General features: G+C 64.3%; 20 protein-coding genes. 13 read left to right on the forward strand and 7 right to left on the reverse strand.

From position 1 onward, the window contains the following. Window positions 1-90: 90 nt before the first annotated feature. The 4 genes from C9I57_RS00545 to C9I57_RS00560 form a co-directional block, all read right to left on the reverse strand. Window positions 91-2,382: an amylo-alpha-1,6-glucosidase gene (locus C9I57_RS00545; protein WP_107148710.1), complete on the reverse strand. Its 2,292-nt coding sequence runs from the start codon at window positions 2,380-2,382 to the stop codon at window positions 91-93. A gap of 185 nt (window positions 2,383-2,567) precedes the next feature. Further along, entirely contained in the window at window positions 2,568-3,359 is a 792-nt protein-coding gene (locus tag C9I57_RS00550) for an alpha/beta fold hydrolase (RefSeq protein ID WP_107149210.1), read from the reverse strand. Window positions 3,360-3,454: 95 nt separating this feature from the next. Continuing rightward, complete coding sequence (locus C9I57_RS00555; protein ID WP_107148711.1) at window positions 3,455-4,324, reverse strand: MOSC domain-containing protein; 870 nt, start codon at window positions 4,322-4,324, stop codon at window positions 3,455-3,457. A gap of 230 nt (window positions 4,325-4,554) precedes the next feature. Then, the gene (locus C9I57_RS00560) at window positions 4,555-5,586 is read right to left on the reverse strand and encodes a rod shape-determining protein (RefSeq protein ID WP_181321705.1); all 1,032 of its coding nucleotides are present in this window, start codon (window positions 5,584-5,586) and stop codon (window positions 4,555-4,557) included. A gap of 255 nt (window positions 5,587-5,841) precedes the next feature. On the opposite strand from C9I57_RS00560, the gene C9I57_RS00565 reads away from it, so the two are divergent. Beyond that, on the forward strand, window positions 5,842-7,410 hold the full coding sequence (locus tag C9I57_RS00565; protein ID WP_107149211.1) for an ABC1 kinase family protein: 1,569 nt from the start codon (window positions 5,842-5,844) through the stop codon (window positions 7,408-7,410). Window positions 7,411-7,425: 15 nt separating this feature from the next. Here the strand turns inward: C9I57_RS00565 and C9I57_RS00570 are convergent, their stop codons facing one another. Together C9I57_RS00570 and C9I57_RS00575 are read right to left on the reverse strand one after the other, a co-directional pair. Further along, window positions 7,426-9,096 (reverse strand): S10 family peptidase, encoded by a 1,671-nt coding sequence (locus tag C9I57_RS00570; RefSeq protein ID WP_258187428.1) that lies wholly within the window; start codon window positions 9,094-9,096, stop codon window positions 7,426-7,428. 150 nt (window positions 9,097-9,246) lie between these two features. Beyond that, on the reverse strand, window positions 9,247-10,875 hold the full coding sequence (locus C9I57_RS00575) for a S53 family peptidase (RefSeq protein WP_107148714.1): 1,629 nt from the start codon (window positions 10,873-10,875) through the stop codon (window positions 9,247-9,249). 327 nt (window positions 10,876-11,202) lie between these two features. Here C9I57_RS00575 and C9I57_RS00580 point away from each other — a divergent pair, with 327 nt between their 5' ends. From C9I57_RS00580 to C9I57_RS00630, 11 genes are all read left to right on the forward strand, one after another. Next, on the forward strand, window positions 11,203-11,709 hold the full coding sequence (locus tag C9I57_RS00580; RefSeq protein WP_107148715.1) for a DUF1993 domain-containing protein: 507 nt from the start codon (window positions 11,203-11,205) through the stop codon (window positions 11,707-11,709). Between the two features lie 30 nt (window positions 11,710-11,739). Then, window positions 11,740-13,002 (forward strand): multidrug effflux MFS transporter, encoded by a 1,263-nt coding sequence (locus C9I57_RS00585; protein ID WP_107148716.1) that lies wholly within the window; start codon window positions 11,740-11,742, stop codon window positions 13,000-13,002. 110 nt (window positions 13,003-13,112) lie between these two features. Then, entirely contained in the window at window positions 13,113-13,373 is a 261-nt protein-coding gene (locus tag C9I57_RS00590; RefSeq protein ID WP_107148717.1) for a helix-turn-helix domain-containing protein, read from the forward strand. A 5-nt stretch (window positions 13,374-13,378) separates the two neighbouring features. Then, a complete protein-coding gene (locus tag C9I57_RS00595) occupies window positions 13,379-14,725 on the forward strand; it encodes a type II toxin-antitoxin system HipA family toxin (protein ID WP_107148718.1) in 1,347 nt (448 codons plus the stop codon). Window positions 14,726-14,955: 230 nt separating this feature from the next. Beyond that, on the forward strand, window positions 14,956-15,843 hold the full coding sequence (gene dapA, locus C9I57_RS00600) for a 4-hydroxy-tetrahydrodipicolinate synthase (RefSeq protein WP_107148719.1): 888 nt from the start codon (window positions 14,956-14,958) through the stop codon (window positions 15,841-15,843). Window positions 15,844-15,900: 57 nt separating this feature from the next. Beyond that, window positions 15,901-17,070 carry an iron-containing alcohol dehydrogenase gene (locus C9I57_RS00605; RefSeq protein WP_107148720.1) on the forward strand — a complete coding sequence of 390 codons (1,170 nt, stop codon included), beginning with the start codon at window positions 15,901-15,903 and terminating at the stop codon, window positions 17,068-17,070. Then, a complete protein-coding gene (gene pdxA, locus C9I57_RS00610; RefSeq protein ID WP_107148721.1) occupies window positions 17,067-19,397 on the forward strand; it encodes a 4-hydroxythreonine-4-phosphate dehydrogenase PdxA in 2,331 nt (776 codons plus the stop codon). Before C9I57_RS00605 ends, pdxA begins: the two co-directional genes overlap by 4 nt. 96 nt (window positions 19,398-19,493) lie before the next feature. Next, window positions 19,494-20,921 (forward strand): sodium:solute symporter family protein, encoded by a 1,428-nt coding sequence (locus tag C9I57_RS00615; protein ID WP_107148722.1) that lies wholly within the window; start codon window positions 19,494-19,496, stop codon window positions 20,919-20,921. A gap of 72 nt (window positions 20,922-20,993) precedes the next feature. Continuing rightward, window positions 20,994-22,199, forward strand: a complete 1,206-nt coding sequence (locus tag C9I57_RS00620) for a sialidase family protein (protein WP_107148723.1) — start codon at window positions 20,994-20,996, stop codon at window positions 22,197-22,199. Between the two features lie 139 nt (window positions 22,200-22,338). Further along, window positions 22,339-23,130, forward strand: coding sequence for a DeoR/GlpR family DNA-binding transcription regulator (locus C9I57_RS00625; RefSeq protein WP_107148724.1), 792 nt, complete (start codon window positions 22,339-22,341; stop codon window positions 23,128-23,130). A 41-nt stretch (window positions 23,131-23,171) separates the two neighbouring features. Further along, a complete protein-coding gene (locus C9I57_RS00630; protein WP_107148725.1) occupies window positions 23,172-23,852 on the forward strand; it encodes an SDR family NAD(P)-dependent oxidoreductase in 681 nt (226 codons plus the stop codon). A gap of 201 nt (window positions 23,853-24,053) precedes the next feature. Here the strand turns inward: C9I57_RS00630 and C9I57_RS00635 are convergent, their stop codons facing one another. After that, window positions 24,054-24,446, reverse strand: coding sequence for a hypothetical protein (locus C9I57_RS00635; RefSeq protein WP_107148726.1), 393 nt, complete (start codon window positions 24,444-24,446; stop codon window positions 24,054-24,056). 179 nt (window positions 24,447-24,625) lie between these two features. Between C9I57_RS00635 and C9I57_RS00640 the strand changes: the two genes are divergently transcribed. Continuing rightward, window positions 24,626-25,600, forward strand: a complete 975-nt coding sequence (locus tag C9I57_RS00640) for a threo-3-hydroxy-L-aspartate ammonia-lyase (RefSeq protein WP_107148727.1) — start codon at window positions 24,626-24,628, stop codon at window positions 25,598-25,600. Window positions 25,601-25,632: the final 32 nt, after the last annotated feature.

Consider the following 25,632-nt stretch of genomic DNA (forward strand, 5'->3'; position numbering starts at 1 on the left):
GTCGATCGCGAAGGCCGCCAGGTCCGCACTGGCTGCACGGGCTGCCTGGCGGCCGCGAAACGCGGTGAAATCCGGCGATGGCCGCGGCCGTTAGAGCACGGTCGCCACGCGCACGTCCCGATTGTCGGCCGATGCCACGACCTTGCCGCCGACGCGACTGAACACGATCGATACGGTTTTGGCGCCGATTCGCAGGTTGCGCACCTCGAGCCAGTCGATACCTTCGGGCAGCGCGGGCTGCTCGATCAGGACTTCCTCGCGGGCTGCATCGATCTTGATGCCCAGGCAAGCCTCGAGGATCATGAACGGGGAGCCCGCCGCCCAGGCCTGCGGCAGGCAGGCGACGGGATAGGCCGTCGGCGGCTCGCCGCGCTGGCGCATGAAGCCGCAAAACAGCTCGGGCAATCGCATATCGAAGTTGACGGCTGCTTCGAAGAGTGCCTGCAACAACGCGACGGCTGCCTCCTTGTCGCCGTAGCGGGCGAGACCTCGCGCGCAAAGCGCCGTATCGTGCGGCCAGACCGACCCGTTGTGGTACGACATCGGATTGAAGCGCGGCTGATTGGCGCCGAGCGTGCGCACGCCCCAGCCCGTGTGAAAGAGCGTGGACTCGAGCTTGCGCGCCACGGCTTCGCCGCGCTCGCGCGACGGCAGCCCGAACGCGAGCAGATGCCCCGCGTTCGAGGCGAGCACGCGGCAGAGGTCGCCGTGCCCGTCGAGCGCGATCCCATAAAAGTCGAGATCCGGCATCCAGAACAAATCTTCGACGCGTTCGCGCAACGACTGCGATCGCGCCGCATAGCGCGCGGCGTCGTCGGCGAGGCCTCGGCGCGCCGCGAAATGCGCCATCGCATCGAATGCGGCGCTCGCATAAGCCTGCACTTCGACGAGCGCGATCGGTCCATCGGGCATGCGGCCATCGGCATGGAAGACCGAGTCGTGGCTGTCCTTCCAGCCCTGATTGGCAAGACCTCGCTCCGACGCGCACTGGTAGTCGACGAACCCGTGCGGGTTTTTGTCGCAGACGCCCGCCACCCACTGCGCGGCTCGCTCCAGCGCGGGCCAAAGCTCGGAGATCAGCGCCTCGTCGCCCGTCCTCGTGAAATAAGCGCCCGCCAGCACGATGAAGAGCGGCGTCGTATCGACCCCGCCGTAGTAGAGCGCGAACGGCACCTCACCGGTCCCCGCCATCTCGCTCTTGCGCATCTCGTGCATGATCTTGCCCGCCGATGCGTCGCGGAAAGCCGAATCCTCGCGTGCCTGATGGTCGGCGAGAAAGCGCAGCACGCCGCGCGCGAGCCACGGCTGCAGCCACAACGTCTGCAGCGAAGTCACGACGGCATCGCGGCCGAACGGCGTCGAGAACCACGGGATGCCGGCATACGGATACGGCCCCGTCGAAAGATCGGTCGTCAGCAGGCCGAGATCGGCGAACGAACGCTCGAGCCACGCATTGAAAAGCGGATTGCTCGTGCGGATACGCGCCGTCACGCGGCGGCGCTCGCGCATCGCGAGGTGCGCGCTCGCCAGCGCCGTGCGGACCGCCGCGCGGCCCACGCGCGGGCGCACGGTGTCCACTTGCGTGATATGGGCCGGGTGCGTACTGTGCGGCGGCTGCGCGACCTGCGCGCCGGGCGCTTCGACGTCCCCCGCGGCAAGCGCGAGCGCGCGCGCCTCGACGGCGACCGAAAGGTAGATCGACACGCAGGCCTGCGCCGAAAGCTCGATCGAGTAATCGGCGCGGCCGGAGTCCAGGTGGTCCGGCTCGGGAGCAAAGGCGATTCGCACGTCGCGCTGAATCCGATCGAGGCCCGTATAGCGCAATTGCACGTCGCATTTGCCGACGGTGGGCGGCTCGAGCATGCCGCGCTTCGGCCGGCTCAGGCCGCGCACCTCGAACATGTCCTTGAAATCGCAAGCGAACGAGATCGATAGCGGTACGACAGCATCGTTCGAGCCGTAGTTCGTCAGTGTGATCGCTTCGTAAAGGACCGTACCCGAGAGCACGCGCATGCGCTCGACGTGGATGACCCCTTGCGGCGTTCCTTCACCGCCGACGGGCGGCAGCGGGTGATTCGTCAGGTGGGCCGTGAACGCGGCGTTGTCGTTGCTGACGTTGCCCGAAAGCAGCGATGGCGCGCGGCCGCCGAATGTCAGGCGCAGCTGCGAGAGCGTGCGCGTATCGTTGACGAAGAGTCCGTCGTCATGCCCGATGATGTCGCCGAGCGGATCGTTGACGACGAACGTATCGCCCGACTTCAGCACATATTGGCTCGAACGGGCGATATAGGGATTCTCGGGCGCGATGAAGACTTCGTCGGGTTCGCGATCTTCCGGTTCGTCGGCCCGCGTTCGTGCACCGAGTGTGTCGGTATCCAGCATCGTGTCGCTCCTGCTCCTAGCGTTGGCGTTGGCTTCCCTCGATTGTAGATATCGATCCGAGAAGGAAAAGGAAATCCGCGAAAAAAGGCGCTCAGGCGCGCGGCATCAGGCACCGAAACCGCAAGACCGGTGCCCGCATGGGCACGGAAGCGGTCCGCCGACGACCTGGCGTGATTCAGTATCGATCAGCTTTCGACGTTCGTCGCTCGAACGAATTCATCGATATGTCGATTGAACGCGGTAGGGTGTGCGAGGTTCATTCCATGCGATGCGCCGCGGATCGTGTGGCGCCGGGCATCGGGAACCCAATCCGCGAGCGCCGCGACGCAGCGCCGAAAGATGTCGGGACTCTTCTCGCCATCGATCAAGAGGACGGGGCATGCAATCCGCCGCGCATCATCGTGCTTGTACGCCGGCAACGGATCGGCGAACTGGCGCGGCAACGTGTCGGCATTGTCGATCGCCATCGTGCGGAACGCCGCCGTGCTCTTCGCCCATGAGCCGACGCGGCTCACCGAATCGACGAAGAGCTCCAGACCCGCGTCCACTTCGCCTTCTTCGATGAGCCCCGCGGCCCGGGCGCGCAATGCATTGACTGTCTCGGGCAGTACGTGCAGGGTTTGCCCCGGCATTTCGACTGGGCCGCCGGGGTCGGCGAGCGTCAACGTGTGCACGCGTTCGCGGTGCCGTAGCGCGAAGTGATAGGCGACACATCCCCCGCGCGAATGGCCGACCACATGAGCTGGGCCGTGCCCGAGCTTGTCGACGAATTCGGCGAGCTCGTCCGCGTGGCGGCTCCAGCTGAACGGCACTGTACGCGCCAATCCGGCGCTCGGCCAGTAATGGGTCAGGCTCAGCGCGATGCAGCGGTAATGAGCCGACAAGCCGTCGAGTTGCGGCTGCCAGTACCGATAATCGCAAAGCGAACCATGCACGAACACGAGCAGCGGCCCGCTGCCGCGCTCGACGTAAGGCATCCGCAAGCCGCTCGCGAGCTCGATGAAACGCAGGTCGGGCGCACCGCCCGCTTCGCCCGAGAACGGTCGGGGGGAGCTTGGCATGGTCCCTCGACTCAATCTTCGAAACGCAGCTCGACTTCGACTTCGCGGCCGACAGTCAGCAGGCTGTCCGCCCCGGCCACGACGACGGCGTTCTGCCCGAACGTCAAGGCGCCGTCGAGGCGACGGTCGGCCCGATAGGCGGCGAGCGTATCGGTCGGCTCGTTCGGCCAGCGAGGATCGGGAGCGCCCGTCGCCTGATCGATCGTCGGAATCGGGCAGCGCGCGCACGGTTTCACCACTCGCAGCAAGACGTCGCCGCCGTCGGCCTCGATACGCACGGTGTCGACAAAGTCTTCTTCATAGGGTTCGAGCCCCGCAAGCACGAGGTTCGGGCGAAAGCGATTCATCGGAATCGCCTCGACACCCTTGCTCGCGAGCCGTCCATTGAGGTCGTCGAGCGACGCTTCGCCGATGATGAGTACGGGGTAGCCGTCCGCGAAACGCATCGGCGCGATCGTTTCGCCGGTCCACTGGCGGTTCGAGATGCGCTCGGCCGCCGGATCGAAGCGGACGAGCCGCAGCGGCACGCCGACGAAATCGGAGAACCACTGCGCGGCTTCGTCGCCCGTATCGAGCGCTGTCACCGTGTCTCTCCAGACGGTGGCCTGCACGCGCCTGGCGCCGTCGAGGGCGGCCGCATCGAGCGGCGTCCGAAGCGCGGCACGGCCGGGCGCGCGCACGATCAGTGCGTCGCCGGCGAGCTCCGTCGTCACGAGGGCGAGCCGCGGCAATTGCCGCTGCGTGACGAAGCCGCCGTCGCCGTCGACGAGCATCCAGTGCCGGTCATACGCCAGCCCGTGAGAGAAAAGACGCGCCGAGTCGAGCGCGATGCCCGCGCACGACTTGATCGGATAGACGTTGAGCTGGCTGATCGTGGCCATGACTTGAGAGCGGTGGGTGGGGCCGGTTGGAAACCGGCGATGGTAACACCGCCGCATGATGGGCGCGTCGGACAGACCTCGCCGTTCACCCTGCCCGCACCGACAGCACCGAGGACACCGACAGCGTCCCGCATTCGACGGCGAGGATCGCACCGATCATCACAAGGGGCCGAAGGTCGCGATGCCGCGCGCGACGAACGCCGGCCGCCCGGCGCGTATCGGCCTTAGAGTCAGCTGAACGCGGCCGCGCCGACGCACCCCGCCGCTGCCCCGGCGCCGCGCACGGCGCAGGTCAGCGGCTCGTCGGCAATACGCACCGCGAGACCGGTTTCCTCGGCAATGCGTTTGTCGAGGTTGGCGAGCAACGCGCCGCCGCCCGTCAGCACGATGCCGCTATCGGCAATGTCAGTGACGAGCTCGGGCGGCGCCGACTCGAGCGCGGCCTTGATCGCGTCGATGACGGTCCGAAGCGGCACGGAAAGCGCATCGGCGACGTCATGATTGGTGAGCTCGATCGTGCGCGGCAGGCCGTCGCCCAGGCTGCGCCCGACGGCGCAGATCCGCTCGGCGGGCACATTCGGCGTGGCCGTACCGATCGTCTTTTTCACATGCTCGGCCGTCTGATCGCCGAGCACCACGCCGTAAAGGTTGCGAACGTGGCTGACGATCGCGGCATCGAACTGGTCGCCGCCGACACGCACGAGGCCCTGGTAAGCGATCCCGCCGAGCGAAACGACGCCGACTTCGGTCGTTCCGCCACCGATGTCGACGACCATCGACCCGCGCGCTTCACCGACCGGCAACCCGGCGCCAATGGCCGCGGCGAGCGATTCGCCGATGAGGTTGACCTTCGCGGCGCCCGCCGCAAGCGCGGCTTCGCGGATCGCGCGCCGCTCGACTTCGGTTGCCGCGCAAGGGACACAGATCGTGAACTCCGCGCGGCGGCCGAACAGCGACCTCAGGCGGGCCATATCGACGAATTCGCGAAACATGCGCTCGGCGGCCGAGAAATCGGCGATGACGCCGTGCCGCATCGGACGAACGGTGCGCAGATTCGCCGGCGAGCGGCCGAGCAGTTGCCTGGCCTCCTCGCCGACGGCCGCGACGCGCGCCGCGCCGGTGTCGCCGTTTTTCTGAAAGCAGACCACCGAGGGCTGATTGAGCACGATCCCCTTGTCGCGCATGTAGATGAGGGTGTTCGCCGTACCGAGATCGACGGCGACGCTGCGCGACAACAGGCGGCTCAAGAGTTGATGCGACATCATGGGCTCTCTCATGGACGGCGACAACGATTCGCGGCCGGTGACAGCGCATGGGGAAAGGTCGGTCGGCCCGATAACCGATTGACGGCAGGACGTTCGCGAACTTTAGCGCCGATCGGCAGTTTTTTCGTTGTGCAGTGCACCAACCGGCCAAAGTTGCCTTCCCGAGAGCAAAGCGCTCGCAACAGTCCCCATGCGGCGAATGGCATGGCATCCTTGTCGGGATTCAAAAAGCCCCCGTTCGCCGCATCGCTCATGCGCACCACGATTCGCCGACTATTGCTCCTCCTCTGCGTGCTTCGTTACGGTGCCCGGCTGCTTTGGCAAGCCGCGCCTCGCCATGACCGAGCTCGCTGGATCGCGGCATTGATCGCGCGTCTGCATTCGGCGCCCAACACGCGCACGGCATTGCATCGCGCGCTGCCCCAGCTCGGCCCGCTGGCCAGCGCGTTCGGGGAGGCGCTGGCGACCGACCCGGACCATGCGGGGCATACGCTGCACGACGTTCTCGACGCGCTCGGTCGCGCCGAAACCGCGCTCACGAAGCCGCTCGACGCGCCGGAACTCGCCCCCGCGCTGCGCGCCGCGCTCGGCCGCCCGCCGGAGGAGGTATTCGCCTGGGTCGATCCGACGCCGCTCGAAAACGGCATCGCCGAGCAGGTCCACGCGGCGAGGCTGCGAATCGAGGAGAGCGGGCGCGTCGATGTCACGGTCAAGCTTTTGCGCGTGCGACAGGTCCAGCGAATCGAGGACGACATCGCCATGCTGCTCTGGCTCGCCAAGCTGCTCGAGCACGCTTTCCCGGCCGCGCGCGAGCTCGGGCTGCGCGGCCAGGCCGAATCGTTCGCCGCCGAGCTTCGGCACCGCTTCGATCTGCGCACCGAAGCGGCCAATCTTTCGCAAACGGGCCGCCACTTCTCCGCTAACGCTCGGGTCGTCGTACCCGCCGTCATCTGGGATTTCTCGACCGACCACGCGCTCGTCGCCGAGCGCATCGAGACGCTGTCGCTCACGGACATCGAGGGGCTGCGCCGGCATGGCGTCGACGTCGAGCGCCTCGCGGTGCACGTCGTGGAGGTGTTCGTCGAACAGGCCTTCGAGCATGGATTCTTTCATGCCGCGCTCGACGCACGGCGGGTGCGCGTCAGCATCGACGCGGATACGCTCGGGTGCCTGGTGCTTGCCGACTGCGCCGTGATGTCGAGCCTGACCGAGCCCGAACGCGAATTCTTCGTCCACGGCGCGACGGCGCTCTTTGGGCAGAACTACGGCAGGCTGGCGGACATGCACCATGAGGTCGGCCATGTCGCGCCCGGCACGCGTCCCGAAATGCTCGAGGCGGAGCTGCGCCGTCGCAGTGAGGCCCATTTTGCGTCACCGAGCAGCGAGCGAAGAGCGGGCGCGCTGCTCGTCCATCTCACCGAAGCCGTGCAGCCGTTCGGCGGCGCCATCCCTAGAGCCCTCGTGCTGGCGCGCGAGTCGCTCGCGCGCGCCGAATCGCTCGCCCGCGCACTCGCGCCGCGGCTCGACACCTGGCGAATCGTCGAAGCGTCGTTCGCGGGGCTCGCGCGCAAGGACCTCGACCATCGCGGCTTCATCAAGCGTCTCGCGCGGGAGCTACCGCACCTGGCGCCCATTGCCCCGCGCTTGCCGCTGCTCTTCGTCCAGCGGCTGCAACGGATCCAGCAGCGGCGCGAGGGCTTCGATTCGGCCGTCCTGCTGCGGGAGCTGCAACGCGAGCAGCGGCGCACGCGGCAGCTCCTCTGGGCGTGCGCCATCGTCGGCACGCTGCTCGGCGCCGCGATGACGCTCCTTGCGCACTGACGCACGCCGCCCCGATCAAACCCGGTGCAGCTCCTGCAAGCTGCGGATGCGCGCGAGAGCCGGCTTGTCGGCGGTCGTCGCGTCATACATCGTTGCGAGGTCGGCCTTCAGCGCGGTACGCGATCCACCGTCGAGATAGACCATGTGCCCGGACGGATAAAACTTCGCCGACAGATTCTCGCGCACCTTCTGCTCGACGAGCGGCATCCTCTGCAAGTCGATGACGGTCTGATAGAACGGCGTCACGAAATCGTAAAGCCCGTTCGCCGACAGCACCTTCAGGTCGATGTTGAGCGCCATTACCGCCGCGAGGTCGCCGGCCGTATAGAGGATGACGTTGCCTTTGTCGTCGATGCCCTTTTGCGCGCCCGTCGGATCGGTGTGATGGAAATCCCAGTTCTTGAACGTCTGATCGTTGAGATCGGTGAACGACGAGTTCGACGTGTACTTCAACTGCTCGTTGAGATAGGTGTTCCACATCGTCGTATAGACGCCGGAGACCGCCGTCATCGTCGGATCGTTGCCTCCCGAGTTCGGATCGATCTGCCCGGCAATGCCCGTGTCGATCGCCGTCACGCGTCCGTCATAGGCGCCGAGCGCCAAGCCTTTCGACTTCAGCAGCGCCGTCAGGAACAGCGAATTGCCGCGGCTGTCGTAGCCGGCCACATCGAGCCCCCAGGCAAGCAGCGTCGTCTTGTCGATGCCCGTGTACTGCGAGAGCTTTTCGACGGTCGCGTCGTCGGTCTGCGGAAACTTGCGCAAGGCGGCGAGATAGTCGGTACGGGCGAAGCTTGCGACTTCGTCGAGGAAATCGATGAGATTCGTCGGCGTCGGCGTCACGCCGAGGCGCTTGTGGTACCAGGCATCGGCCGCCGCCGTCGGCAACGCGCCGACCGGATTGCCGGCCTGGCCGTAGTCGAGAATCGACGATTGGAGCGTGATCCCGTTCAGGTCGATGCCGTCCTCATGGAGCAGATAAGCCAGCACGCAGCTGCGCGCCGTTCCATACGATTCGCCGAACAGATACTTCGGCGAGTTCCAGCGCTGATTCTTGGTCAGAAAGCGCTTGATGAACTGCTTGATTGAGCGCGCATCCTGGTCGACGCCCCAGAACTCCTGGTTCGTATGCGGTGCCACGGCGGCCGAATAGCCGGTGCCGACCGGATTGATGAAAACGAGGTCGCTCTTGTCGAGCAGGCTGTCCGGGTTGTCCTCGATCTGATAGGGAGCCGGCGGCGTGAAGTTCGGCATCGACGTCTTGATTCGCTTCGGCGCGAACGAGCCGAGCAGCACGAAGACCGACGACGATCCGGGGCCGCCGTTATAGAAGAACGTGACGGGCCGCGACTCTTCCGACTGACCGTCCTCGGTGAAGGCGACGTAGAACATCTTCGCGTTCGGCTGCGACGTGCTCTCGTCGACCGTGACGAGATGCCCGGCCGTCGCCGTGTAGGCGATCTCGCGCCCGCCGATCGTGATCGAGTGGTGCGTGACGGCGGCTGCCTCGGTCGTGTCCGAGACCGAATCGCCCGGGCCATTGCCGTAGGCGACGGGATCGAAGTACGGCTCGTCGCCGTTCTCCCCTGCCGCGGCGAGAGATCGCGGCATCGACGCCCTCCCGGGCGTATGCGCCTGCGAATTGTGGTGCGACGATTGCGGATTGCCGGAACCGATATCGTGGCTCATCGTGATCGCTCCATGTCGGTGGGTCGGCGCGGCGCACCCGCGCCATGCGCCGACTGTGTTGACGAACTCTGACGAACTGCTGCTGACTAGCACCTGCTCGCTCTTCGCCGCGCGTTTCGCGCCGATCGAAGCGAGAAACCATCGCCGCAACTATGTGCCGCCGGCGATACTGCGTGAAGCGGACGAACCCTGCGTACCTTCGCCGAGGGCCGTGGCGATCTTGCGCCCGTCGGGGCTTCCAAGCCCGGTACAGGCATCCCAGCCGGGCGCCGCGGCGAAGCTGCCATTGTTGCCCTGCGTGATGTCGCGAAAGGCGCCCGCCGCCGCATAGAGTTTCGCGTTGACGAAGCCCAACGGCTTACCCTGCGTGGCGTTGATTCGCGCGATCAGCCCCGCGAACAACGGCGCGACCGCGCTCGTGCCCCCCACCGCCGTCAGTTGGCCGCCGACGAGCACTTCATAGCCCGAGGCGGGCGACGCGTCGGCGGCCACGTCCGGCACACCGCGCTTCGTCAACGCCTCGGTCGTGCCGTCGGCGTAAGTCGCCTTCAGCCCCTCCTGCCACTGTGGCAAGCCGAACTGGGCGCTGACGCCGCCCCCCGTCGCGCCGCCGGAAGCGCCGTCGTTCCAGACCACTTCGCTTTGGATCGAGAGCGAAGACGCCGACCCCGATGCCGTGACGCGCGTGCCGCCGCATGCGAGCGCATACGGGCTCGATGCCGGGAAGTCGACCGAGTCTCCACCGGCCGAGCTGTCGTTCGAGCCGCTGTCCCCCGCCGCCGCGCATACGGTGACGCCGAGCGTCGCGGCCTCCTGCAGCGCTTGATTGAATGCCGTCAGTGCCTGAGCCGTCCATGACGATTCGGGCGCCCCCCAGCTGATCGAAATGACGGATGGCTTGTTCGTGCTGTCGTGCACGGCTTGCTTGACCGCGTCGACGAAGCCCGCGTCGCTGTTGGGCGCGAAGTAGACCGCGATCGTCGCGCCGGGAGCGACGGCGCCGGCGATCTCGATATCGAGCGTGACTTCCCCGTCCGCCCCGCTCGGGTTGCCGCTCGGCGCGTTCGAGCCGCCGTCGACGCCGACGGCGACGACCCGCGGCTCGGCAATGCCGAGTTCGCTGAAATATTGCCGAAGATCCGATTCGGTATACCCACCGCCGAGCTCGACGATGCCGATGCATTGACCGCTGCCGTCGCCAGGGGGGAAATCGTAGAGCGACGCGATTTGTACAGGCGTAAACGTTTCCGTCGCAGACGTCGCGCGGCGCGGCTCATAGCCGGAGCGGATGCGGAAATGCGGCCGCGCCTGCGGGCGATCGTCGAGCCCGAGCACGGATGTCACGATGCCGACGAGTTCCTGAGGAATCAAAATGCAACCGGTGCGGCCTCTGAATCGGCCGAGCTTCGGATGCTCATAATGCGAAAGCTCGACGCCGAACGCTTGCTGAAAATGCTCGACCGTGCCCCCGAGCATCACCGTGCATGCCGCCGCGTCGGTACGCAGCACACTGAGGTCGTATTCCTTCGCGAACGCCTCGACCTTGGCGAGATCCTCGGGGGTGGCGGAAAAACGGGCGGCGAAAGCTTCGCGCGTGAGCGGCTCGGCCGGCTCGCCGCGAGCGATCTTTTGCACGGCTTCGTCGATCGCCTGTTGGGAAGGCCGGCGCAGCGTCACGACAACGCGCAGCGTTTCGCCCGGATCGGTCGGCCCGACGCGCCTGGCATCCTTTACCGGCTCGCGATCGCTGCCTGCCAACCGCTCTCTTGCTTTAGTCATGTGACGCTCCCGTCTGAGGATTACGTCGAAGTTCCGACAGAACCGCCCTCGCGCAGTTCCTTGCGCCTGGCCTTTTGGCCGATCTGCATGGCGCATAGGACCGTTGGCGACGAGGCAATCGTCGGATGACTGACAAAGTGTAGTCCATGCCCCGCCGGCCCGACATGGGTGGCAATCCCGCGCCAGGAGCAGCCGCCGGCAAGCGGCAAGCAAGCGGCATATCATTCACGTTTCGGCGCGCGCTCTTCGCAGCAGCGCCGTTGCCGCTACCGAGAAAATAACCCTCCCCGACGGGAACTGCCCTTCGGGACGACAAAGGAACCGAACATGTCTCTCTCTATGTATCAGGCGTCAGTACCCGTGTTCTTGCGCGGGTTGACGAACCTTCGAGCGGTTCTGCACAAAGGCCGCGATCACGCGGAAGCCCGGAAAATCGACTTGGCCGTCCTGCTGTCGAGCAGGCTTTACCCGGACATGTTTCCTTTGACGCGCCAGGTGCAGTCCGCGTCCGACGCCGCGAAATTCTGCACGGCACGCCTTGCCGGCGTCGAGCCGCCGAGGTTCGAGGACACTGAAACGACGTTCGACGAGCTGGTGGCGCGCATCGATAAAACGATCGCTTACCTTAAAGAGGCCGACGCGTCGAATATCGACGGCAGCGAAGAACGCACCGTTACGATCAAAACGCCAAGCCGCTCGATCGAGTTCGACGGACAGTCCTACCTGCTCCATTTCGCGCTGCCGAACTTCTTTTTCCATGTGACGACTGCGTACGCCATCCTCCGGCATAACGGCGTCGAGCTCGGCAAGCTCGACTATCTCGGCGGGATCTGACCGATCGGGATCACAGCCTTAGACGCCGTCATGAGCCAAAACAACGCCGATTGCTCCGTCACAGCCTTGCGCACACCGAACTCGCCGGGCTTTCTTCTCTTCATGATCTGCCTGTTCGCCTCCGCCGGGCAGCTCGCAATCGACATCTATGTGCCGGCGCTACCCGCAATGGCGCGTTTTTTCGCGACCTCGCCCCAGGCGATCCAGTCGAGCGTGTCCGGCTATATGGCGGCTTACGCGTTCGGCCAGCTCGTCTTCGGGCCCGTCGCCGATGCGTACGGACGCAAGCGCGTGCTCGCATTCGGGCTCGTCATCTTTACGCTGGGCTGCCTGTTGTCGCTGGCCGCCCCCAATCTGGAAACGTTCGTCCTCGCCCGCTGCCTGCAAGGCTTCGGCATCGCCGCGACGAATCTGCTCGCGAAGGCGATCATCACCGATTCGTTTTCCGGACAGGCATTGATGCACGCGTTCACCTACATGGGGATCGCGTGGGGGCTTGCACCGATCATCGCGCCCGTGATCGGCGCACACCTGCAAACGTGGTTTGGCTGGCAGGCCTGCCTCGTCTTTCTGCTCGTCTATTCGCTCGTCATGTGGGCGATCGTGTGGCGCTATCGCGAGACGCTGCCTCGACCGGTGCACCTGGAACTGCGCACGCTGGCGAGGAACACGCGCAAAGTGCTCTCGAGCCCCGTGTTCCAAAGCTGCTTCCTCGCGCAGGGGCTTTGCTACAGCATCCTGCTCGTGTTCAACATCGTCGGACCGTTCATGGTGCAGAACACGCTGAGAAAGCCGCCAACCTTTTTCGGCTACCTCGCGCTCGGCATCGGGATGATGTACTTCCTGGGCGGGCTGTCGAATCGCGTGCACGGGCCACGCCTGCCGAGCGCGGAGCAGCGGCTGCATATCGGTGTACGCGTGATGACGGCCGCGTCGATTGCGATGCTGGTGCTTGCGTTGACCGTCGGCCTGCGCGTCTGGACGCTGTCGGCGCCGGTGCTCGTCATGGGCTTCTGTGCCGGCGCGATGTATCCGACGCTGATGGCCAAGGGCAATTCACTGTTCCCGCACATCGCCGGCCTGACGAGCGCGATCCTCGGGTGTGCGCTGCTGCTCGTGTCGTCGGCCATGATGGGGCTCGCGGGATTCGTGTCCGTGCATATCCTCACTCCGCTCGCGGTGTTCTTCGTGGTTCTCGCGCTCACCGTTGTCGCGATGGTGACGAAGCTGCTGCGGCATCTGGCGCAATTGGAACGTGAACGCGTCACGGGCCGCAGCGGCGAGGCGGTGTAGGCGCCGCTGCCTTATCTCCGTAACGAATACCGGACGTTTATTCCTATTAGTGATATTTGCAGTTTATGCCTGATAGGCATAAACTGCGTTTATTCGCGTGAGGAATATCCATGAAGATCATCGTGAAGACCGCGGCGCAGATGGCGGAGATCCTGCTGTCCGCCAGGAAGAGCAAGGGCCTCACACAGGCCGAAGCGGCGGCGCGGCTCGGCACCGGGCAGCCCAGGCTGTCTGCGCTTGAAACGGTGGCCACAGGCAGTATCTCCCTCGATCAGATCCTGGCGCTCCTCGCGCTGTACGACCTCGATCTGTGCGTGCAATCGCGGGATGCCAAGCCGTCGGGTGCCTCGTCCGAACAGCCGGAGTGGTAGTCAGCATGGGCCGCAGATCGCACTCGCGCGCGTTATCTATCTGGGGCAATGGCGAACGCATCGGCACCTGGATCATCCCGTCGACCGGCGACGCGGAGTTGCGCTACGCCGAGAGCTGGAAACAATCGCCCGCGGGCCGCCCGCTGTCATTGTCTTTGCCATTTGGCATAGGCAATCTGCCTCTAAGGGGCGCACGTGTCGAAAACTTCTTCGACAATTTGCTCCCGGACAGCGCCCAGATTCGCAAGCGGCTCGCAACTCGCTTCAAGACCAAGACCACCGACGCCTTCGACCTGTTGCAAGCCATCGGACGCGACTGTATCGGCGCCGTCCAGTTGCTCGGTGAAGACGAGACGCCCGCAAGCGCCGACAGGATCGAAGGCACGGCGCTCTCCGAAGGAGACGTCGAGCTTATGCTGCAACGGATGCTGGGCGCTGAGCCTGTCTGGCCAGATGACGACGAAGACACATTCCGCATTTCGCTTGCCGGTGCCCAGGAGAAAACAGCGTTGCTGCGCGTCGGCGATCAGTGGCTGCTCCCGCACGGCGCCACGCCTACTTCGCACATTCTGAAATTGCCGCTCGGACTGATCGGACAGAAGAAGGTCGACTTCCACACATCCGTCGAAAACGAATGGCTATGCTTGGCCATCCTCCGCGCGTATGGCTTGCCGGTCCCGAATGCCGAAATCATCACGTTCGGCGGCCAGAAAGCGCTTTGCGTCGAGCGGTTCGATCGCGCCTACTCGCGCAGCGGGTCACTGCTGCGCCTCCCGCAGGAGGACTTTTGCCAAGCGCTCGGCGTCTCCCCGCATCTCAAGTACGAGGCGCATGGCGGGCCGGGCGTGAAAGAAATCGCCGGTATCTTGCGACAGTCGCAGCGTGCGAACGAGGACATCGCGAACTTCATGCGCGCTCAAATTATCTTCTGGCTGCTGGCAGCACCGGACGGTCATGCCAAGAACTTCAGCATCAGGCTGCTCGCAGGCGGTCAGTTTCACATGACGCCCCTCTACGATGTCATGTCGATCTGGCCCGTGGAAGGCGACGGAGGCAACCAGTGGTCGTGGCACAAGGCGTCACTGGCGATGGCGTTGTGGGGGCGCAGCCGGCACTACCGGATGCGAGACATCAAGCGAAGCCATTTCAACGTTACTGCCCAGCTATGTCATTACGGACGGGACGCTGAACCGCTCATTGCGAGCATTCTTGACCAGACTCCGGGGGTCATCCACTCCGTATCTTCCTCGCTGCCGCGCGGCTTCCCGGAGCGGGTGGCGGCTCGCATCTTCAAAGGACTGAGCGAGTCGGCCGCGAAACTTGAGGCGATGGAAGCTACGACTTCGCCATAACGCGGACGCGTGGGGAAGGGGACGCCACAAAATGCTCGTTCCGATCAAACGGCGGGTTTACACGTGGTTGATTCGATCAAATCGATCACATACAATGCCTGAAACGGTCATTTCACGAGGCGCTGACTAAGCTGCCAGGCGAAACCTCCGCCGGAAATGATCGATCCAATCAAACTATGAAGTAACCGACCGGCTCCTAGCCGTTCGACAGGCTTTGTGGAGACTTGCGAGTGTCAATCACGTTCAAGGGAATCATCCCCGCCCTCATCACCCCGATGACCGCAGACGAAGAGGTCGACGAAGGCGGTTTGCGCTCGCTCGTCGACCGTCTCATCGATGCGGGCGTCCACGGTCTCTTCGTGCTTGGCACGAATGGTGAATTCATCGCGTTGTCGGAGGCCGAAAAGCTGCGCATCGCGCGCATCGCCGTCGATCAGGCCCGCTCGCGTGTCCCCGTCATCGCGGGAACGGGCGCCTACGCCACGCGCGATGTCATCGAGTTGAATCAAAAAATGAAGGATGTAGGCGTCGACGCTGTTTCGGTGATCACGCCGTACTTCAACGGAGCGACGCAACAGGAATTATTCGTCCACTATGAACGCATCGCACGCGGCACGTCGCTGCCCGTCATGCTCTATACGATCCCCGCCAAAGCGGGGGTTACGCTGAACATCGACACCGTGCGGCGACTCGCCGAGATACCGAACATTCGCGGCATCAAGGATAGCGGTGGCGATTTCGATCGATTGCTGCAACTGATCAACTTGCGTCGCGACGATTTTGCCGTGTTTACGGGCACCGATTCGATGATCCTCTGGACGTTGATCGCGGGCGGCGACGGCGCCGTCGCGGCAACGACCAACGCGGTACCCAGTGTCGTCATGTCGATCTGGAATCACTTCCAAGCCGGTGAAATCGATGCGGCCCGGCGCGCGCAAGAATCGCTGCGTGCACTGCGCGACGCATTCGCCCTCGGCACGATGCCCGTCGTGCTGAAAACCGCGGCCGCGATGCTCGGCATGCCTGCCGGCCCCGCGCGCGCGCCGGCGCAACCGCTCGATGACGCCGCGCGCGAACGTCTCGCGAAAGCGCTCGCCCTCTATCCGCGTGTGAGCTGACCGCTACGCGATATCTGTATCAGTACAACGCTTCGGCCGACAGATTCCGACTCCGATATGAGCTCCGTTTACCACTTCCAGACCGTCAAGCACGTCGTGCATGGCGCCAACAGCCTCGATCAGTTGCCGGAAAAACTCGCACTGCTCGATCGCCCAATCCGTCGCATCGCCTTCATCACGCAGGAAGTGATGGAACTCAACGGCGTGGCGGGCCGTGTCGTCGCCGCGCTCGAACAGCGGGACATTCAGGCGCTGATCGTCCGCGACGTACAGCCGGAGCCGACCATCGAAAACGTCGAAACCGTCTATCGCGAGCAGATCGAGCCGTTTGCGCCCGACGCCGTTCTTTCGATCGGCGGAGGCAGCGTGCTCGATGCGGCGAAGCTATTCGCGGCGCGCCTCACCAATCGGCAGCCGCTGCGCGAATGGCTCGGCATCGATCTGATCGCATCGCCCGGCGTACCGCTGATTCTCGTCCCGACGACCTCGGGCACGGGTTCGGAAGTGACCCCCAACGCAATCGTGACGCTGCCCGACGAGCAGCTGAAAGTCGGCATCGTGAGCCGCCATCTGCTGCCGCAGCTTGTGATTCTCGATGCCACGCTGACGCTCGATCTGCCCAAACCGATCACGGCCGCGACGGGCATGGATGCATTCATCCACGCGCTCGAGTCGTATATCTCGACGAAAGCGAATCCGATCAGCGACATGTTCGCGATGGAATCGATGCGGCTCATCGGAGCGAACCTGCTCGAGGCATACGAAAACGGCCACTCGCTGAAGGCACGCGAGGCGATGCTGCTCGGCTCGATGTATGGGGGGCTGGCGTTGACGGCCGCCGGGACCGCGGCCGTTCATGCGCTCGCCTATCCGCTCGGTGGAATGTTCAATATCACCCATGGCGTTGCGAATTCGATGCTGCTGCCGCACGTGATGGCGTTCAATCTCGATGCGACGGTCGGCCGTCTCGCGAACGTCGCATTCGCGCTCGGTATCGCACGGCACGATGATAACGACGCCGCGGCAGCGAACAAGCTGCTGGATCGTCTTCGTGAATGGACGCAGGCACTCGCGATCCCACAGGATCTGCGTGCGTTCGGTGTCTCCGAAGCGCATCTGGACGCGCTCGCCATCGCGGCATCAAAAGTAAAGCGCCTGCTCAGCAACAATCCGAAGCCGCTGAGTCTTGACGACATCAAGGCGATCTACCAACGGCTCCTGCCATGAACTCCTCATCGGCAAACCGCATTCGTGTGTTGATCATCGGCGACGACCTGTCGGGCACCGCTGACTGCGCCGTGACTTGCACGCACCACGGGCTCGCGAGCATCGTCAGTCTCGACGCCGCGCAAGCCATGGAGCGCAATGTCGACGTGCTCGCCATCGATGCCGACACGCGTCGACTCGCCGCCGCCGATGCCGCGCGAATCAACGAGCAGGTATGGCGCGCGCATGCCACCGGCCGCCTCATCTACAAGAAAATCGACTCGACGCTGCGCGGAAACTTCGCGGCGGAAGTTGCGGCGCTCGCGCGCTTCGCGGGCATGGCCATCGTCGCACCGGCATTTCCGCAAGCCGGCAGAACGACGCGAGACGCTCATCAGTTCGTGTTCGGCGTACCGGTCGAACAATCCGAGCTCTGGCGTAACGAACGCATTTCCGGTCGAGCCGATATTCGTTCGATGCTTGCCGGCGAAGGGCTGCGAGTGGCGCACATCGGCCTGGACGAGATTCGCGAAGGCGTGGCCGCGCTGCATGCACGGCTCGTCGCCTGCGAGCGCGAACAATCGGAAGCGGTCGTCTGCGATAGCGAAACCGATGACGACCTCGCGATCATCGCCCAGGCATCAGCAACGATGGAGCGCGTGTTCTGGGTCGGCTCGGCGGGACTGGCCGCGCCGCAGATCGCAGCGTTCGTCGCAAATGCTCCGACGAAATCGACGCCCGCCCGTTTGAACGCACAACTGCCATCGACGGCAGGCGCACCGCATCCGCGCGGGGTCCTGGTAGTGGTCGGCAGCATGTCGAGCGTCTCGCACGATCAAGTCGCCGCGCTGCGAGCCAAAGCGGGTGACTCGCTAGATCTGTTTGAACTGGACACGCGAGCGCTGCTCGACCCGGTTGGCCAGGCCACCCTCACGTTGTCCACCCGCGTGACGAATGCGCTGATGCGTGGCCGCCACGTGGTCGTCGCATTGAGTCAGGCCGAACGGATGAAAGTCGCCGATGGCCCGCTGCTTGCGCGACTGCTTGCAGACAAGCTCGCCCCCGCGGCTCGGCACGCCGCGGCGCTGATCGCGACGGGGGGAGAAACGGCGCGCGCGCTGTTGTCCTCGATGGGCGTCACGGCGCTCACGGTCGTCGAGGAAATCGAACGCGGCGTTCCGTTGCTCACCTCCCCGTTCGACGGACGGATCATGCCCGTCGTCACCAAAGCGGGTGGCTTCGGGCAATCGGAAACACTGTATCGCGCGTGGCGGCGGCTCGCCGCCGCTCAACCAGCGGATGCGCCAACACCGCGCCAGCCTTCGGAAGGGGAAGCAATGACATATCGACCCGTAATCGGAATCACGATGGGCGATGCCGCCGGCGTGGGGCCGGAAATCATCATGAAAAGCCTCGCGCATGAATCGGTGTACGACGGCTGCCGTCCGCTCGTCATCGGCGACGCGAAGCGCCTCGCCGACGCGGGCCGGCGCGCCGGCGTCACGCTGACGGTCCGTCCTATCGCCGCGCCCGCCGATGCATGCTTTCGCTACGGCGAAGTCGATTGCATCGACCTCGGCCTGATTCCGGCCGATCTGCCGTACGGCAAGCTGTCCGCTATCGCCGGCGACGCCGCGTATCAGTACATCGCGCGCACGGTGGAGCTGACGTCGGCGGGCGAGCTCGACGCGATATGCACCGCACCACTCAACAAAGAAGCGTTGCATGCAGGCGGGCATATCTTTCCGGGTCATACGGAATTGCTCGCGCACCTCACTGGGATTCCGGAAGTCTCGATGATGCTGGTCGCGCCGAGGCTGCGCGTCATTCACGTCACCACGCATATCGGCCTCATCGATGCGATTCGCCGAATCGAACCGGGCCTCGTGCAGCGCACGATCGAACGCGCGCACGAAACGCTGATCCGCGCCGGCATCGAGCAACCGCGCATCGGCGTTTGCGGGATCAATCCGCACGCGGGTGAAAACGGCCTGTTCGGTTATGGCGAGGAAGAGGAAAAGATCGTGCCGGCCGTCGAGGCGCTGCGCGAACGCGGCTGGGACGTGGAAGGACCGCTGCCCGCCGACACGCTGTTTTTCCGCGCGGGCCGGGGCGACTTCGATGTCGTCGTGGCGATGTATCACGACCAGGGCCACGGCCCCGTCAAGGTGATGGGCCTCGAAGCCGGTGTCAACGTGACGGTCGGCTTGCCGGTGATCCGTACATCGGTCGATCACGGCACGGCGTTCGACATCGCCGGCAAGGGAATCGCCGATGAGCGCAGCTTGCTGGAAGCGCTCAAGCAGGCACAGGACCTGGCGACGCGGCGCGCCGTCGAGGCCGCCTGAGCCGTTTCACTTTCGCGTGCCCGGGTTCGCGCCCGGCTTGCATGACGAGGCGGCAGACAAAAAGCTCGCCCGCAGCGAACAACATTGGAGACAGCTATGAATCACTTCACCGTATGGGACAGCGCCATCATCGTCGCGATGGTCGTCGTCTATATCGTCGTCACGGCGTGGATCAGCATCCGCCTGCGAAGCAAGACGACCGAACAATTCATGGTGGCGGGCCGTTCTGCGCCGGCGGTCGTCATCGCCATTTTGCTGATGTCGGAATACATCGGCGCGAAATCGACGATCGGCACCTCGCAAGAAGCCTTCAACGCCGGTATCGCCGCGTCGTGGTCCGTGATCTCGGCATCGATCGGCTTCGTCCTGTTCGGCCTCTTCATGGCGAAGCGCCTCTACAAGTCCGGCGAGTTCACGATCTCCGGCTTCATTGCGCAGAAGTATGGCAAGACCGCCAAGCTCGTTGTGTCGGCCATCATGATCTACGCGCTTTTTATCGTGAACGTCGGCAACTACATCAGCGGCGCGGCGGCGATCTCGACCGTCTTGCGTGTCAACCTGCCGACGGCCGCGTTCATCACCGCCATCGTCAGCACGGTCTACTTCGCGTGGGGCGGCCTGAAGAGCGTCGCGTATGTCACGATTCTGCATAGCGCCGTGAAACTGCTCGGCATCGGCATCCTGGTTTGGATCGCGTTTTCGATGACGGGCGGCATCGCGCCGATGATGCAGAGCATGCCGGCAAAATACTTCACCTGGAACGGCGCATTGAGCGGCAGCACCATCGGTGCATGGATCATCGGGACGGCGGGCGCTATTTTTTCAACACAGTTCATCATCCAGGCGATCTCGGGCGCGAAGTCCGCGAACGAAGCGCGCAACGCGACGCTAATTGCCGCGGTGCTCTGCGTGCCGATCGCGCTCGCGCTCGGGTTTCTCGGCGTCGCCGCGAAGTATCTGTTTCCCGGAATCAAAAGTCTTTACGCGCTGCCGATCTTCCTGCAGCACATGAATCCGCTGCTGTCAGGGGTGGTGACCGTATCGCTCGTCGCTTCGATCTTCGTCAGCGTCAGTACGGTGGCCCTCGCGATCGCGTCGCTGATCGTCAAGGATTTCTATGTTCCGCGATATCGGCCGTCCCCGGAACAAGAGCTGCGCGCGACGCGTACGATTTCGTTCGTCGTCGGCTTCGTGCCGCTCATCTTCGTGCTGTTCGTGCCGCAGATCCTCGCCCTGTCGTTCTTTACTCGCGCGTTGCGGCTGACGGTGACCGTCGTCGCGTTGATCGGCATCTACCTGCCCTTTTTCAACAGCAATCGCGGTGTGATTTCGGCACTCGTGGTTGCGACCATCGCGACGACTGTCTGGTATCTGTTCGGCAATCCGCTCGGCATCGACAACATGTACGTCGCGCTCGTGACGCCGGCGATCGTCATGTTGGTCGAAAGACTGCTGTTCCGTCCGGCCGGCAGCAACGGCCGGCAAGCCGAGCGGCGAGGCATCGCGCACAACACCGATTCGTGATGCCTACGCAGCTTGACCGTATAGAAAACCGTATAGACCCGCCCTCGAGCATCGACGCTTCACGATTTCACCATGACCAGTCAGTCCACCTTGCCCTCTCCCGCCACGACGATGCCGGGCCGATTGCATGCGGCCAGCGATGATGCCTCTCGCACCGACGCGTATTTGCCAACGGCAACCGTGCAAAACCACGCCGCGAATCTCGCCGTACTCGACAACGGCGACCTGCTCTGCGCGTGGTTCGGCGGCACCCAGGAGGGTGTCCCCGACATTTCGGTCTACTTATCGAGACTCGCCAAAGGCAGTTCGGTCTGGAGCGAGCCGGTCCGTCTCTCGGACGATCCTACCCGCTCCGAACAGAATCCCGTGCTCTTTCAAGCGCCCGACGGCAAGCTCTGGTTGCTCTACACGGCGCAATTGTCCGGACACCAGAACACATCGATCGTGCGTCGCCGCATCTCCAGCGACCGCGGCCGTACGTGGGGGCCGATCGACACGCTCTTCGACGAGCCGGGCACCTTCGTGCGTCAACCGATCGTCATCGCGGCCGATGGAGCATGGTTGTGTCCTGTCTTCAGGTGTCGCGTCGCGCCAGGCGAGCGTTGGTCGGGCAACGACGACATCAGCGTCGTCATGCGCTCGACCGACGACGGCGCGAGTTGGGCGGCGCACGAAGTGCCAGGCAGCGTCGGCTGTGTGCACATGAACATTCAGCCGCTCGCCGACGGATCGTTGATCGCGCTGTTCCGCAGCCGCTGGGCTGACCACATCTACGTCAGCCGCTCGAAGGATGGCCGTGGCTGGAGCGTACCGGAGCCGCTGGATCTGCCGAACAACAATTCGTCGATCCAATTCGTCGCGTTGGCGAACGGACATCTCGGGCTCGTTTTCAACAACAGCAGCGCGAAAGACAGCGTTGAACGCCGCGCGTCGCTCTATGACGACATCGAGGATGCGGAAGATAGCGGCACGCTCATCGCCCAGGCGGCGTCGTCGCGCGGTACGGCATTCTGGGGAGCGCCACGCGCGCCGATGACGCTGGCCATTTCGACCGATGGCGGGCGCACCTGGCCGATCGCGCGCAACCTCGAAACGGGTGACGGCTATTGCATGACGAACAATTCCGCCGAGAAGCTGAACCGCGAGTTTTCCTATCCGTCGATCGCGCAATCGCCGGACGGCAGGCTGCACATCGCGTACACGTACTTCCGGCAGCGCATCAAGTACGTCAGCGTCACCGAAGACTGGGCATCGGCAAAGCAGCAAGCGGCAGCGTGAATGGGCGCGGAAGATGCGCGTCCGTCCCGGGCTCTGAGACATCGCGAGCGGGAAATCGATAAACTACGCCCGCGCCGCCCACTCGGCGCCGCAGCCCGCCGTCGCGCGGCCGCGCCCGGAACCCGTTACCGATTACTCAATGAAAGTAGCCCGCCGCCGCGAGGCCATGCTCAAGGCAGTCCTGTCTGGTATGACGGAAGTCGCCGAGTTGTGCGAACACTTCGGCATGTCCGAAGCCACTGTCCGCCGCGATCTGCGCGCATTGGCGGACGAGGGCTTGATTCTGCGCACCTACGGAGGCGCGGCATCGGTCAGCATGCACGCGCCGGAAGAGCCGCTCGAGCAGCGCGCGCAGAGCTTTCAGGCTGAGAAGGATGCAATAGGCCGGGCGGCCGCGACGCATGTCGTCGAGGGCGATACGATCTTTCTCGATAGCGGCACGACGACTGCGGCGCTGGCGCGCGCACTGGCGAGCAGGCAAGACATTCACGTCGTGACGAACAATCTGCTCGCCGCTCAGATACTGGCGGGCAGCAAGGTGCAACTCACGTTGCTCGGCGGCGAAGTGCGAGCGTCGAGCATGAGCACGTTTGGCGCGATCTCGCAGCTCGCGCTGACACGCATCACCGTCGACAAGGCGTTTCTCGGCGCGGACGGTGTCGTGCCGGGCCGTGGCCTTTGCGAAGCGACGGCGGATCAGGCCTATCTGAAGGAATGTGTGATGCGGCAGGCAGCGGTTGTCTACGTGCTGGCCACCTCCGACAAGCTGAATCGCGACAGCCAGCAGCACTGGGCACCCATCGAAAAGCCATGGACGCTCATTACCGACGCTTCGTCGCCCGACGCGGGATTGCAGGCCTTCGACGGCATCGCCGGCGTGACGATCGAGAGCGTATCGCTGCCGGGTGGGGAAGCGGACGAAATGGAGTGACAGCATCCGATGCGCACTGAGCCGAAACTACCGGAATAGTCATGATCAAGCGAACTGTCGTAACCGGCGCGAGTTCCGGCATCGGGCTCGCCATTGCGTTGCGGCTATTGAAGGACGGTCACGAGGTCATCGGGCTGAGTCGAACCAAGCCCGACATCGCGGATGACCGGTTTAGCCACATTTGCGCGGACTTGAACGATGTCCAGGCGATTGCGGCCGAACTGCGACGACTAGGGAACGTCTACGGTCTCGTTCACGCGGCCGGCTTCATGAAAACGGCGAAGCTCGGTGAATTGGATTTAGAGAGCGGCGAAGCGATGTGGCGTCTCCACGTCGGCGCGGCGTCCGCGCTTGCGAACGTACTCGTGCCCTCGATGCGCGATGGCGGACGTATCGTGTTGATCGGCAGCCGTGTCTCGGGCGGGGCGGCGGGCCGCAGCCAATACGCCGCGGCCAAAGCGGGGCTGGTGGGAATGGCGCGCTCGTGGGCCATCGAACTCGCACCGCGCAGAATTACCGTCAACGTGGTATCGCCCGGGGCAACGGAAACGCCGATGCTCAACGACCCGCAACGGGCGTCGAGCGCTCCGAAGATGCCGCCTATCGGCCGATATGTTCGGCCGGAAGAAGTCGCTGCGCTCGTGGCGTTCTTAGTTCGGGACGATGCCGGCGCCATTACCGGGCAGCAGATCATGGTTTGCGGCGGTAGTTCGCTGGCTTGAGTCGCCGCCCTCGCATATCAATGAAGGGACCGAGGCGGCCGGCCTGAGCTGTAAAGCAGTCCAAACGCCATTTCTCCTACTTTGTTGCTCACTCACGTTGATGGTCAATGGCGAAAAAGGGCGAGTCCCCGGACTCGCCCTGAACGGAGCACGCCCAGCTCTTGTGGCCAAGGGGCTGGTTCGTGCCGAAGGCCAACGATGTTATTGCGCTTTTACAGCAGCATCGGTCTTGACGTCGGCCTTCACGGGCGCCGTGCCGGTTTCCTTGCCGGCGTCGGACTTTGCCTTGTCGGCGCCGTTATCAGCGCTTTGCTCCTTCTTTTGCAGCTTGTGCCCTTGCGTCTTCGCGCCATGCTCGGCCGACTTCTTCTTGCTGTGCACGCCGTGAATCGCCTTCTTCGGCGCGGTGCCGGCTTCATTGCTCGACGCATCGGTCTTCGTGGTACCCGCTTGCACTTCGGTGCTGGCCTTCGTGTCTGTCTGACCGGCTTGAGTAGCGGCGCTTGCAGCTGTCGACGGTGCGGGTGCGGCGGTCTGCGCGAAAGCGGTCGACACGAGCAATGCGGAAGCGAGAGCAGCGAAAATCGTCTTCATGAGTGACTCCTTTTCTTTGGGCGGCTGAAGAAGTTCAGCGCTGCCGGTTTAACGCGTGTCCGAAGACACGTGTTGACCTCGAACTGGTGACAAAGCGTAAGGAGTGTGACGAAGGGCTAGAATGATGCGCGGCTCCTCCGCGCGCAATTCCGCTTTCCGATCAGGACACAAAACTTGCCATGACCACGCTTTCCCTGCCCGCCTTCGACGACGTCGTCGCCGCCGCCAAGCGAATCGAAGGTTTTGCTCATCGCACCCCGGTCTTGACCTCGCGAACGATCAATGAGGAACTCGGCGCGCAACTATTCTTCAAGTGCGAAAACCTGCAACGCATGGGGGCGTTCAAGTTCCGCGGCGCATTCAACGCGCTCTCCAAATTCGACGAAGGCCAGCGTCGCCGCGGCGTTGTCGCGTTTTCCTCGGGCAATCACGCGCAGGCCGTCGCCCTCTCGGCCCGACTGCTCGGCATGCCCGCGACGATCGTCATGCCTCACGACGCCCCAGCCGTCAAAGTCGCGGCGACGAAGGGCTATGGCGGCAATGTGGTGATCTACGATCGTTACAAGGACGACAGAGAGCAGATCGGTCGCGAGCTGGCGGACAAGCACGGCCTCACGCTGATTCCGCCTTACGACCATCCGGACGTCATCGCCGGTCAGGGCACGGCTGCGAAGGAGTTGTTCGAAGAAGTCGGGCCGCTCGATGCGTTCTTCGTACCGCTGGGCGGCGGCGGCCTGCTGTCCGGGTCGGCGCTCTCGACACGCGCGCTTTCACCCGATTGCACGCTCTATGGCGTCGAGCCCGAAGCAGGCGATGACGGACAGCAGTCGTTCCGGTCCGGGAAGATCGTCCACATCGATACACCCAAGACCATTGCCGACGGAGCGCAGACTCAGCATCTGGGCGAACATACCTTCCCGATCATCCGGCGCGATGTCGACGATGTGCTGACGGCAAGCGACGCCGAGCTCGTCGAATGCATGCGCTTTTTCGCCTCGCGCATGAAGCTCGTCGTCGAGCCTACCGGATGTCTGGGGTTGGCCGCGGCCCGCCGCATGGGAGCCGCGCTCAAGGGCAAGCGGGTAGGCGTGCTCGTCAGCGGCGGCAACGTCGACATTCAAAAGTTTGCCGAGCTCGTGACGATCAACGGATAGGGCGCCGCGGCGCGCCCGCCCTATTCCCGAGA

It is taken from the genome of Trinickia symbiotica, assembly GCF_003028655.1.
Taxonomy (GTDB): domain Bacteria; phylum Pseudomonadota; class Gammaproteobacteria; order Burkholderiales; family Burkholderiaceae; genus Trinickia; species Trinickia symbiotica_A.

Bases quoted from the DNA above. Each gene is read 5' to 3' on its own strand.
- C9I57_RS00585 (WP_107148716.1), top strand. From the start codon at position 11,740: ATGAGCCAAAACAACGCCGATTGCTCCGTCACAGCCTTGCGCACACCG.
- C9I57_RS00575 (WP_107148714.1), bottom strand. From the start codon at position 10,875: ATGACTAAAGCAAGAGAGCGGTTGGCAGGCAGCGATCGCGAGCCGGTA.
- C9I57_RS00545 (WP_107148710.1), bottom strand. From the start codon at position 2,382: ATGCTGGATACCGACACACTCGGTGCACGAACGCGGGCCGACGAACCG.
- C9I57_RS00630 (WP_107148725.1), top strand. From the start codon at position 23,172: ATGATCAAGCGAACTGTCGTAACCGGCGCGAGTTCCGGCATCGGGCTC.
- C9I57_RS00590 (WP_107148717.1), top strand. From the start codon at position 13,113: ATGAAGATCATCGTGAAGACCGCGGCGCAGATGGCGGAGATCCTGCTG.
- C9I57_RS00620 (WP_107148723.1), top strand. From the start codon at position 20,994: ATGACCAGTCAGTCCACCTTGCCCTCTCCCGCCACGACGATGCCGGGC.
- C9I57_RS00640 (WP_107148727.1), top strand. From the start codon at position 24,626: ATGACCACGCTTTCCCTGCCCGCCTTCGACGACGTCGTCGCCGCCGCC.
- C9I57_RS00550 (WP_107149210.1), bottom strand. From the start codon at position 3,359: ATGCCTTACGTCGAGCGCGGCAGCGGGCCGCTGCTCGTGTTCGTGCAT.
- C9I57_RS00605 (WP_107148720.1), top strand. From the start codon at position 15,901: ATGAGCTCCGTTTACCACTTCCAGACCGTCAAGCACGTCGTGCATGGC.
- C9I57_RS00560 (WP_181321705.1), bottom strand. From the start codon at position 5,586: ATGTCGCATCAACTCTTGAGCCGCCTGTTGTCGCGCAGCGTCGCCGTC.
- C9I57_RS00580 (WP_107148715.1), top strand. From the start codon at position 11,203: ATGTCTCTCTCTATGTATCAGGCGTCAGTACCCGTGTTCTTGCGCGGG.
- C9I57_RS00595 (WP_107148718.1), top strand. From the start codon at position 13,379: ATGGGCCGCAGATCGCACTCGCGCGCGTTATCTATCTGGGGCAATGGC.
- C9I57_RS00635 (WP_107148726.1), bottom strand. From the start codon at position 24,446: ATGAAGACGATTTTCGCTGCTCTCGCTTCCGCATTGCTCGTGTCGACC.
- C9I57_RS00625 (WP_107148724.1), top strand. From the start codon at position 22,339: ATGAAAGTAGCCCGCCGCCGCGAGGCCATGCTCAAGGCAGTCCTGTCT.
- C9I57_RS00555 (WP_107148711.1), bottom strand. From the start codon at position 4,324: ATGGCCACGATCAGCCAGCTCAACGTCTATCCGATCAAGTCGTGCGCG.
- C9I57_RS00570 (WP_258187428.1), bottom strand. From the start codon at position 9,096: ATGAGCCACGATATCGGTTCCGGCAATCCGCAATCGTCGCACCACAAT.
- C9I57_RS00615 (WP_107148722.1), top strand. From the start codon at position 19,494: ATGAATCACTTCACCGTATGGGACAGCGCCATCATCGTCGCGATGGTC.
- C9I57_RS00565 (WP_107149211.1), top strand. From the start codon at position 5,842: ATGCGCACCACGATTCGCCGACTATTGCTCCTCCTCTGCGTGCTTCGT.
- pdxA (WP_107148721.1), top strand. From the start codon at position 17,067: ATGAACTCCTCATCGGCAAACCGCATTCGTGTGTTGATCATCGGCGAC.